General features: G+C 57.7%; 6 protein-coding genes and 5 pseudogenes. 6 read left to right on the top strand and 5 right to left on the bottom strand.

The genetic code is table 11. The features are described 5' to 3' along the window. Nucleotides 1-142 (top strand): annotated as a pseudogene (locus AC1DQR_RS39710) (IS5/IS1182 family transposase); the annotation flags it as partial. A gap of 57 nt (nt 143-199) precedes the next feature. Here AC1DQR_RS39710 and AC1DQR_RS39705 read toward each other — a convergent pair. Both AC1DQR_RS39705 and AC1DQR_RS39700 read right to left on the bottom strand, forming a co-directional pair. Then, entirely contained in the window at nt 200-1183 is a 984-nt protein-coding gene (locus tag AC1DQR_RS39705; protein WP_477135073.1) for an MBL fold metallo-hydrolase, read from the bottom strand. A 185-nt stretch (nt 1184-1368) separates the two neighbouring features. Continuing rightward, nucleotides 1369-2073, bottom strand: a complete 705-nt coding sequence (locus AC1DQR_RS39700; RefSeq protein ID WP_416046925.1) for an alpha/beta fold hydrolase — start codon at nt 2071-2073, stop codon at nt 1369-1371. A 611-nt stretch (nt 2074-2684) separates the two neighbouring features. Between AC1DQR_RS39700 and AC1DQR_RS39695 the strand changes: the two genes are divergently transcribed. The 3 genes and pseudogenes from AC1DQR_RS39695 (at nt 2685) to AC1DQR_RS39685 (ending at nt 5232) form a co-directional block, all read left to right on the top strand. Further along, nucleotides 2685-3563, top strand: a complete 879-nt coding sequence (locus tag AC1DQR_RS39695; protein ID WP_416046926.1) for an alpha/beta fold hydrolase — start codon at nt 2685-2687, stop codon at nt 3561-3563. An 88-nt stretch (nt 3564-3651) separates the two neighbouring features. Further along, a pseudogene (locus tag AC1DQR_RS39690) lies at nt 3652-3961 on the top strand (gluconate 2-dehydrogenase subunit 3 family protein); the annotation flags it as partial. A gap of 65 nt (nt 3962-4026) precedes the next feature. Next, complete coding sequence (locus tag AC1DQR_RS39685) at nt 4027-5232, top strand: MFS transporter (RefSeq protein WP_416046927.1); 1206 nt, start codon at nt 4027-4029, stop codon at nt 5230-5232. 984 nt (nt 5233-6216) lie between these two features. Here AC1DQR_RS39685 and AC1DQR_RS39680 read toward each other — a convergent pair. Continuing rightward, nucleotides 6217-6511 (bottom strand): annotated as a pseudogene (locus tag AC1DQR_RS39680) (transposase); the annotation flags it as partial. A 240-nt stretch (nt 6512-6751) separates the two neighbouring features. On the opposite strand from AC1DQR_RS39680, the gene AC1DQR_RS39675 reads away from it, so the two are divergent. Continuing rightward, on the top strand, nt 6752-8227 hold the full coding sequence (locus tag AC1DQR_RS39675) for a GAF domain-containing sensor histidine kinase (RefSeq protein ID WP_477135072.1): 1476 nt from the start codon (nt 6752-6754) through the stop codon (nt 8225-8227). 35 nt (nt 8228-8262) lie between these two features. Here AC1DQR_RS39675 and AC1DQR_RS39670 read toward each other — a convergent pair whose 3' ends face one another. Then, complete coding sequence (locus AC1DQR_RS39670) at nt 8263-9204, bottom strand: LysR substrate-binding domain-containing protein (protein ID WP_477135071.1); 942 nt, start codon at nt 9202-9204, stop codon at nt 8263-8265. Between the two features lie 407 nt (nt 9205-9611). Between AC1DQR_RS39670 and AC1DQR_RS39665 the strand changes: the two are divergent. Next, a pseudogene (locus AC1DQR_RS39665) lies at nt 9612-9842 on the top strand (transposase); the annotation flags it as partial. Nucleotides 9843-9879: 37 nt separating this feature from the next. Here the strand turns inward: AC1DQR_RS39665 and AC1DQR_RS39660 are convergent. Continuing rightward, a pseudogene (locus AC1DQR_RS39660) lies at nt 9880-10021 on the bottom strand (IS5/IS1182 family transposase); the annotation flags it as partial.

The raw sequence follows: 10021 nt of genomic DNA, 5'->3' as shown, positions 1-10021 counted from the left end.
GGTTGTGGAGCGCACGCATGCCTGGCTTGCTGCGTTTGCTAAGCTGCGCATTCGCTTCGAGCGTCGCCTCGATATCCATCTCGCTCTGCTCACGCTTGCCTGCACTATTATCTGCTCCCGATTCGTTGAGCAGTTTTGTTAGCGACTCTTAATACATGACGAGCAGGTGGCGGCTCATCATCCGCCACAAACGGCGGGGCTATTTTCCGGGTTCTCCGACATAGTTCAGGGGCACCCATTCATATTTGTTTCCCGCTCTTCGAATGTGCCCCAAGCCGGGGAAGGCGATGTGGGCCGCACCTACCGTGTAATGACTGGTTGCCAGCATATCCATGACCGAGCGGCGCGAGCGTTGCGCCCCGGTCGCGGTGCTATCGTACTTGACCGTCGCCTCGGGCGTTCGCATTTGAATTGAGGCAACGTGGACAATATCGCCCCAGACCAACATTCCCTCCCCTTTGCTTCGGATCAGATACCCCGTGTGTCCGGGAGTGTGGCCGGGCAATGCCATTGCCTGAATACCGGCATCCAGTTCGATGTCCCCGATAAACGGGCGGACCTTGTTTGCCGCAACATAAGGTGCGACCGATGCGATGGCCGCATCAAAGAACGTTGCGAGGAAGTCGGGCGCCTTTGATTTGCTGGCTGGATTGAGCCAGTAGTCTGCTTCGGCCTGGTTCACGCGCAAGATGGCGTTTGGAAACGCCATCTTTCCGCTGGCGTCGACACCACCAACGTGGTCCTTGTGCAGGTGCGTCAGCAGGATCTCGTCAACTTGTTCCGGTTGATAGCCAGACGCTCGCAGGTTGGCCAACAAGTGTCCGCAGCAGTCACCATAGAGCACGCTCGCCCCGGCATCGACCAGGACGAGTTTTGCGCCAGTGTTGATCAAGAAGGCGTTGATGGAACCCTGGACGGGAGCTTGCAGGAAATCCTCATCGAGGTCGCGTTTGATTTGTGCCTTGGACACCCCTTCAACAACCGCATCTATCGGAAACGCATGCGTTCCGTCCAGGAGCGCCGTCACCTCGAAGTCTCCGACCATGACGCGGTGAAAGCCGGGCCCCTGTGTACGAACTTGTGGTGCCGCGGCCTGCGCGGAAGGCAGAACAGATGCCCCCAGCATTATTGTGAACAACAGCCGTGTGCAGGCGAGCGCCAGGCGTTTGAGGATTTGCTTCATGACTTCGGATACCGCAAGGAGATGGGTAGGGCTCGCACCCCGGACCGAGGCGCTATCGCGACGGGAACCGGCAGAGGGATTCGGGAAGTCACGCACGCGTTCCGGACCATCGTGAGGGCGGATGCTACCGCCTCGTGGAATCACTGCATGGCCCCCGGCGCTGGCGGGCATAGACGCAGGCCAGGTTAAGCAGTAACCGACTTAACCGCGTCGATGATGACGTCTGCAACTTCCCGGTGCTTCGACAGGATCAGAAGATGGCTTGCCTTCAGTTCAGTCGTCTTCGCCTTGAGCCGTTTGGCGAGTTCCGCCTGAAGTTCCACGCTCACTGCGCGATCGTCCGTCGCCACGACGTACCAGCTCGGACGCGTCTGCCACGCGGCTTTGGTGATCTTGTCGCCGAACGTGCTGGTAGGCAAAGGAGGCTGCACCGTTGCGAGGATGCGTACCTCGGATGCCGGCAGATCGTTCGCGACATCTTCGATCCAGGCCTCGGGGCTGAGCTTAAGGTAACCACGGCCATCATCCTGAATCTTTCCCAGCGTCGGCGGGGCAGGATGTGACGAGACCAGGTCGCCCGTCGACTCGCCTGCCCCCGGCGCAAGCGCGGCTACGTACACCAACCCCTTCACCCTGGGATCGTTACCTGCCTCGGTGATGACCGTCCCACCCCAGCTATGCCCAACCAACACAATCGGGCCTTTGATCGACGCCATCGCCCTCTCGGTCGCGGCCACATCGTCGGCGAGCGAGCTGGTGGGATTCTGGATTGCTACCACGGGAATGTTCTTGTCCAGCAGGTGCGGGATGACCCGTGCCCAACTTGACCCATCAGCCCATGCACCGTGGACGAGCACGACAGTTACGCCATTTGGCGATGCGGCATTCATTTGGAAACTCCTTGACCGGAATGTGACCGGATTCAGTTTGGCTATCGTTCGGATAGTGCGCTGATCGAGCGCAGTCGAAAAACAGGCGAAGGATGATGCGCGCCCACTAGCTGCGGCGATTATTTCGAGCCAGGGGAAAAAGCTCGATCGACACCATTCTGGTGACCTGAAAGTGTCATGAAGCCCAGTAAGTTAAACGGATGCCATTCCTGTGGTCAATACTACTTACGGATAATCGTCGAGACGGTAGTCTTAACGACGTGCTGGATCAACAGGTGTCTTGGCGCAGGAGCGACGTGTTGGGCTTGTGTGCGGGGCGGGCTGATGCGATGCGACCTACGACCTTGGTGTTAGCCGGTTCTACGAGGATCGGGTAGAAAATTTCAGCTTTCTTTCGAAGAATGGAGGGAGCTTGCCAGGGAGTCAGAAAGCGAAGCTGCCCGATTGATGACATTCACAATTTTGGTGAATTTAATAAAAACGAAAAATCGATCCGCATGCGGAATGTCGATCAGTGAGAGGACAACAATTTAACGTTCCTCGTCCCGGGCAATTCAGATTTTGAATTGAGCTGGCGGGGAAGCCGATTCCACGCCAGAAGGTAAGACATCATGGAAAATAGCCAGATTCGGATCAAGCATCATACGATTCGTGCGAATGGTATTCGACAGCATTTTCTCGAAGCCGGTGACGGACCTCCCGTGGTGCTTCTGCATGGATTTCCGGAAACCAGTTTCGCGTGGCGATTTCAGTTTCCGGCGCTGGCCCGGCACTATCGGGTCATCGCTCCCGATCTGCGCGGTTACGGGGAAACAGACAAGCCGTCCTCGGGGTACGACAAGCGGAACATGGCGCTGGACATCACCCGCCTGCTCGATGAACTGAAGATCGGCAAGGTGGCGCTGGTAGGGCACGACCGCGGTGCCCGGGTGGCGACGAGACTGACGAAGGATCATCCTGAGCGCGTGGACCGATTGGTGGTGATGGATAACGTGCCGACACGAGTCGTCGCGCAGAACATGAGTGCACAGACCGCGCGCGCCTATTGGTTCTTCCTCTTCCATCTGGTGTCGGACCTCCCTGAGACCCTGATCGCAGGTAAGGAAGCCGAGTGGCTCCACCATTTCTTCGCCGACTGGTGCTACAACCCACACACGATCGAAGGCGAGGCGTTCGACACCTATGTCCGCGCGTACAAGCGCCCCGGCGCAGTGCGCGGAGCAATGGCTGACTATCGGGCGAACGCCGAAGATGTGGCGCAGGACCTGATCGATGCCGACGTCAAGATCAAGTGTCCCGCGATGGCGATCTGGGGCGAGGACTTCTACGCGGTGGGCGGGATGTTCGATATGAAGGCCGTTTGGGAAGGAATGGCCAGCAACTTGCGCGCTGAACCTATCGCCCAGTGTGGCCACTTGCCGCAGGAAGAGCAGCCTGCCCATGTCAACGAGTTGTTGATCGACTTCTTGCGCGGCTGGAACGGCGCGTAGTTGGCGCGACGAAACCACCTCGAAGGGCCACACCGGTGGCGATATCCCAGCGTGACCCTTCTCCGCAAGCACCCCATAAGAGAGAGCCATGTCGGAAGACAAAGAGCCTCGCAGGCGCTTCCTGCGCCAGGTACTCGCTGCCAGGCTGCCCGAATTCGTCGATCGTCAGATGGAAACGCCGTTCGGCCACGGCAAGCTCTGGTACATGCGGAGACCATTTCCACACGGACCGGGTGCTGGAGTTCGGCTACCAGTTGAGCCTGGTGCCACGCGACAACTATCGGCACGGCATCGCAGCCTGCAACGCATGGTGCAAGAAGGAGCATGGCAAGGTATTCGCCGAACTGGACAAGGCCACTCAGGAAAAGGTGCTGACCGACCTGCAGACGGGCAAGGTGCATATATCGATACGCACACTCTCGCTGACCATTTTCCCAATCCAGTATCTTTGAGGACTTGAACGATGATTGACAGGGCACAGGACGGCACGTCCTTGTCGGGGCGAAGTGTGCTGGTGTTGGCTGCGTCGTGCGGATTCGCCGTGGCGAACCTGTATTACAGCCAGCCGTTGCTTCCAGCGATGGCTGCCGCCTTCGACGCTGGTGCCGAGGCGCAAGGCGCCATCGCCATGCTGACGCAGCTCGGCTACGCCAGCGGCTTGCTGCTGTTTGGCCCCTTGGGGGATCAACTCGATCGCCGAAAGTTGATTACCGTTCTGTTGCTGGCAAACGTGGCCGCGCTTGGGTTGTGCGCGTCCGCCCAGAATCTTCCTTGGTTGCTGGCCGCCAGTGTCCTCCTCGGGCTCACGGCGATGAGTGCCCAGGTCATCATTCCTGCAGTGTCGGGGCAAGTAGACCCCGCGCAACGAGGACAGACGGTGGGGCGGTTGTTGAGTGGACTGTTCGCCGGCACGCTGCTAGCGCGCACGGTCAGTGGCTATGTCGGTGCTCACGCGGGCTGGCGCTCGATGTTCCTGTTGGCTGCGGCTCTCGATCTCGTCCTGATCGCGATGGTCTGGGTTCACTTGCCACGTGCCGGATCGGAAAGTGACCTGTCATACGCACGCTTGCTCCGGTCACTGGTAGAGCTGTTCGCACGAGAGCCGCTTCTGCGCGAGGCCTGTCTGACCGGCTTTCTCTTGTTCGGGGCCTTCAACGTCTTGTGGGGGTCGCTTGCCATGATGCTTGCCGGGCCGCCCTATGGCTGGGGCAGCGAGGTGGCCGGGCTCTTCGGGCTTGTCGGCCTGGTCGGGATGTTTGCGTCGCCCACCATCGGCCGCATTGCGGATCGCTTCGGTGGGCGACGAGTCGTCGGCGGGGCCGCAATATTGGTGATGCTGGCGTTCGGACTTGTCGCTGGCTCGATATGGTCAATCGCGTGGCTAATCGCCGGTATAGTCGTGCTTGACCTGGGAAGCCGGGCGAATCTCGTCGCGAACCAGACAAGGCTATATGCGTTGCTTCCGGCGGTGCGCGGGCGTCTTAACACGATCTTCATGACTTGCTATTTCCTCGGCGGCGCCGCAGGGTCGACAGTTGGGACGTTTGCAGCCGGTCGGTATGGATGGCACGGCGTGGCGATAGCTGGCATGCTCTGCGCGGGCTCAGCGCTGATCGCGACCGTCGGGGTTCGTGCGGCCGCACAACGTGCAGTACAGGGGAATGACTGATGCCTCGCGTGCGGTCCGTCTCGCATCGATGCGGGAGACGTTGAGCGTAGATTGAATGTCATGGCGCTGACCTGCGAATTGAGTTTGAGGGCGAACGAAGTGCAAAAGTCCCGCTAGTTCGCCGCAGGCATCTGAAATCTGCCGCACCGACACAGTGGCGTCATGTGGAGGCCGTAGCGATGCAGGATGAGCGACGCTCCATCCAGGAAGCTGAGGCGATGTCGATGTCGATGTGCTGGCTGGAGACTATCTCAAGGTTGGGCATGATATTGCCTTCCTATAGTCGTAACGCGCCAGGAAAGTCGGGAGGCGAGCGGCCCCTGAGTCGTCCTCTGGCGATGCCCTTGTGCGCGAGCACAGTGCTTTACGGGGGCGCCATCCCGTTCTTAAACGGGAGCAACTTCCCATGTCGGAACTACCTTTGCACGAACCAACTCAATGTGCGCTCGTCCTTGTCGACGAACAAGCGGGACTCGCTTTCGCAGCGGGATATCAGGCCCCGCAATTGCTTCGCAGTAACGGCCTGGCGGTAGCAAAGACCGCAGTTGCCTTCGGCGTGCCAGTCGTGATCTCGACGTCGGCGTCTAGGGCATGGCGGCGGCTACGGAACAGGGTTCGCATATGCCCGAGATATGATCAAGCCCGCTTGATCCGAAAGCGGAAGACCGAGTTCTACGCAACGCATCGTGCATGAGTGGAAGCACTCCGACGAGGTGCTCTGGTCATGAACAATGCGATCGGTACTCTGATTTTGCATTGCGGCGAACGGAATCTTCCCCTTGCTGTCCCGCTCGGTGGCGTTGGCGGGCTTCAATTCACTGCGTCGCTTCGGCTTTCAGCCTTGGTGGCAGACAATCTCACTCCGCCTGTCCCGTAGTCCCGCTGCCGCCTCGATCGTGATCCCTGCGGCCCACCTTGAGGCGCCATTCACAATCGCCGAGACGTTCATCTTTTGGCGATCTGCTCCTGCCTGCAGTGCGCGCCAGATTCCGTCATTTGCTCTATCCCTGCAAACGTGCACATCGCTATGTTGTCGTACAGCGAATCTTCCAGTGCTTCGTCCGACAGTCCATACCACTGCTGCAGGAAGCAAATACGCATCCGTTCCAATCCAATCGGCGGCCGGCCACATCGTCGCTTGGAATAGGGAGGCTCAATCGCCGCCAGCAGTCGCCGCCGTGCCACCACGCGTTCCATCTCGTTCAGAAGGCGCTGGCGACGGGTCACGCACTTCTTGCCGTGGTTTCTCTGCTTTCGCAAAACTGAACTGTCGCTTCATCTCTGGCTCATCTCCGGGACACACACATGACAACACTTACGAGCCACTCAACGATGACTGCCACGCGGACTAAATGGGTTTTCCCCTGGCGTTACGTTGCGCGACCGACATCGATTCTTGATTCCTTGTAAATAGTGTTTTGATTTGATCATTTGCGACTTGCTCAACTAGCATATCCGTCATCCAGCCCCGGGGGGGCGCCTGCGCAACTCCCCCTCTGAGGGAAAATCCGCCTTTTTTATGGCGCCGCCAGTCGGCCGCTGTATGAGGAAGAGCATGAAACCACTGACAGGAAGCAGCCAGAATCGGCCCGCGGTGCCCAGTGCTCTCGGCGCCCGGCGCCGACACCAGTTTGCTCGCCTTAAAGCCTCCTTCCGCTCGCACCGGCACCTCGCACATGATCTTGTCGAGATGCCATCGTGTTCTCCGATTCCTGACTGTGATCGGATCGGTCTTGCGAGCAAATTGGCAATGCTGTGTACAGCGTTTCCGCCAGCGGCATCTGATGTGCATAGCCAGGCAATATTAAACGTCCTGTTGCACACCTGCTTGAAACTGACCGGTGCGACGCGTGCGGCGGTAGTAGCCATTCAGGGCACTGAGCAGTGCGTAGCTGCAGTGGTGATGGCGGGCGTCGGCTCTCCGTCGCCGAAAATTGTCGATTCAACGCCGCAACAAATCGCACTTCCTCAGTCGGTTATCCACCATGTATTGAACACGGGCGCGGAGCTGGTGCTCGAAAATGCTTCATCAGTAGCGCCATTTAAAGACGATCACTATATAACCATTCACCGCACGCGCCGGATTATTTGTCTGCCGCTAATCAGGCATGAAAAAATTGTCGGTTCTCTTTATATTGAGTGCCAGCTATCGACGTCAGATCGCGTCCCCGAAGAGATCGCAGTGCTCAGATTCTTCGCGCGGCTATTGGCAGTCCTCCTTGAAAGCTACAGACTAATCGAAGAAGTAGATCAGCAGCGAAAGTCGCTTCGGAGGGCGCAAGTCGATCTGGAACACGCGTCAAGAGTCATGACGTTGAGCGTTCTGCAATCTTCGCTGGCACATGAACTCAGTCAGCCACTAGCAGCATTAACAGCCAACGCCGCCGCAGCGATCCGCTGGCTGGATCATGATCCGCCAAATCTCCATGAAACACGCGAGTCCTTGGGTAGCATTGTTTCTCAGGGGATCCGAGCAGCGGCAATCATAGACGGGATGCGAGATCTTCTCAGGAAAACAACGCCATCCGCTCCTGCTCGCTTGCAGATGAACGATCTCGTTGGAGAGACGTTAACGCTGGTTAGAGGAAAATCTTCGGAAGAGCAGATCGCGATCACGACCGATCTAAGCCCAGACCTTCCGCCTGTTAGCGGCAACAAGGTCCAGCTACTGCAAGTGATCCTGAATCTGGCGCTGAACGCTCTGGATGCCCTAAAAGGCATTACGGAGCGGCCTCGAATCCTCCATATACGTTCGAGGAATTTCGGCAAGAAAGGTGTCATCGTCTCCGTACAGGATTCCGGGGCGGGCCTTACTCAACAGGCAAATGAACGGATGTTTGAACCATTTTTTACGACAAAGGATAATGGACTTGGCATGGGCCTGATCATCTGCAATTCAATAATCAAAGCACATGGCGGACATCTCTGGTGTAGTTCAGGAAATCCAACGGGAACGGTTTTTAATTTCTCAATACCTTCTCTCCCTGTGGGATAATTAAATTTAATGTGTTAAAAATCAGATTGATTGTATTATTTTTTATGTGTTATTTTGCTCGATCCGATATTATGACCAGTGTTCTGTGGTTTTTCCCCAAGCTCTCTGGCCACGTGATCGACAAAGCAGATAATGCGGGATGCTAATGCCGTATTGCGGTAGTAGACTGCGTTAATCGACTGTCGCGCATCGAGTGTTTGCTGCGTGAATAACTGAACCAGTCTCCCGCATTGTCGATCATCGCTTGTCATGAAGTCTGCCAGACAAACGATGCCCTGACCAGCCAAGGCCAAATTCCTAAGTACTTCGCCGCTTGACGAGGCGATTGTCGGTTCAATGCGCATGATCGTTTGGTTATGGTTGAGCAGCGGCCATTCATTGAGCGACTCCGGCTGTGTAAAGCCTAGCAGGGAATGCTGCGCGAGTTGCGCCGGTTTGGTCGGAGTGCCGTGGCGTTTCAGATAGTCAGGACTCGCGAGCACGCGAAGGGAACTGCTGCCAATCGGACGCGCGTGCAGCGTGGAGTCTCTCAGCGGACCGATACGAAATGCCACATCGGTTCGCTTCTCAAGCAGATCAATAATGCCCTCGTTCGTGTTCAACTCCAGCTCTACTTCCGGATACTGGCTTCGGAAGCCTTCCAGTAGCGGTACGATTGCGTGCACCATATATGGTGTCGCTGCGTCAATCCGTAACCGCCCGACCGGACGCATCCGTCTCGCCGCCATTTGCTCTTCCGCTTCATCGACTCTCGTCAGGATGGCACGGGCGTGTTCCAGGAACGCCGCCCCTTCCTCCGTCAGTTCCAGTCGTCGTGTTGTTCGCCGCAGCAGCGTAGTCTGTAGTTTTTCCTCAAGCCGGCTTAATGTTCGGCTGGTGGCGGACACCGTCAGAGCTAGCTGTTCAGCGGCAGCCGTAATTGAGCCCGTGTCCACGACGGCCGTAAAGGCAAGCATTTCGTCGATCGTCGTCTTCATTCCTGACATCCTATACATGCATTTGTCAATATGAGGTCGGTAATCTGACCGATATCGCTCCCACACGGTCCATGGCGATAGGTCCTGGGGCCACCTGCGAAGCGAACCCTGAGTTGCAGGGGCGTGTCACAACGTAGACGGCCCCCTGACTCGCCGGACACAGTCTGCCCTCTTACACGGGGGCCCAGGCGCGCACTGTGGCAGGGACTAGTTCAGTGGGAAACGCCGGCACCTCGTTAGTGCTTTATGAGGCATTCTAACCGCAGGCGATCGAGGCTTTGCAATAAGACCTTGTCACGCTGGCAATGGTCGGGTTCCAGGGTCAGTAAGAGCCCGTTTGAAAATTCGCCGCGGCTGTGTTCTAACGTTCGGACGTTAAAAGATATCATCGAGAGCGGCAGGCAAGCGTGACGGCCAAGACAAAGCGGTATCCGAGTGATCGGACGGACATGGAGTGGGCAGCGATGGAGGGACTGCTGCCGAGGCTCGGCACGCGGGGGCGGTGCAGGAAGGCTGATCTACGGCAGGTGATCGACGCCTTGCGCTAGCTGGTGCGCTTGGGGCGTGGCTGGCGCATGCGACCCAAGGGCTTTCCGGCCCGGCAAACGGTGTACTGGTGGTTTTGCCGACTGATGCGGGGGTTCCCCGTTCCAAACGCTTCGTGACTTAGAGTCGCTAACAAAACTGCTCAACGAATCGGGAGCAGATAATAGTGCAGGCAAGCGTGAGCAGAGCGAGATGGATATCGAGGCGACGCTCGAAGCGAATGCGCAGCTTAGCAAACGCAGCAAGCCAGGCATGCGTGCGCTCCACAACC

The organism is Cupriavidus sp. 05L411 (genome assembly GCF_056398045.1).
This window is presented reverse-complemented; position numbering and strand designations above follow the sequence as displayed.

Excerpts from the sequence above, each read along its gene's own strand:
- AC1DQR_RS39695 (WP_416046926.1), top strand. The coding sequence starts at position 2,685 with ATGGAAAATAGCCAGATTCGGATCAAGCATCATACGATTCGTGCGAAT.
- AC1DQR_RS39675 (WP_477135072.1), top strand. The coding sequence starts at position 6,752 with ATGGCGCCGCCAGTCGGCCGCTGTATGAGGAAGAGCATGAAACCACTG.
- AC1DQR_RS39705 (WP_477135073.1), bottom strand. The coding sequence starts at position 1,183 with ATGAAGCAAATCCTCAAACGCCTGGCGCTCGCCTGCACACGGCTGTTG.
- AC1DQR_RS39685 (WP_416046927.1), top strand. The coding sequence starts at position 4,027 with ATGATTGACAGGGCACAGGACGGCACGTCCTTGTCGGGGCGAAGTGTG.
- AC1DQR_RS39700 (WP_416046925.1), bottom strand. The coding sequence starts at position 2,073 with ATGAATGCCGCATCGCCAAATGGCGTAACTGTCGTGCTCGTCCACGGT.
- AC1DQR_RS39670 (WP_477135071.1), bottom strand. The coding sequence starts at position 9,204 with ATGAAGACGACGATCGACGAAATGCTTGCCTTTACGGCCGTCGTGGAC.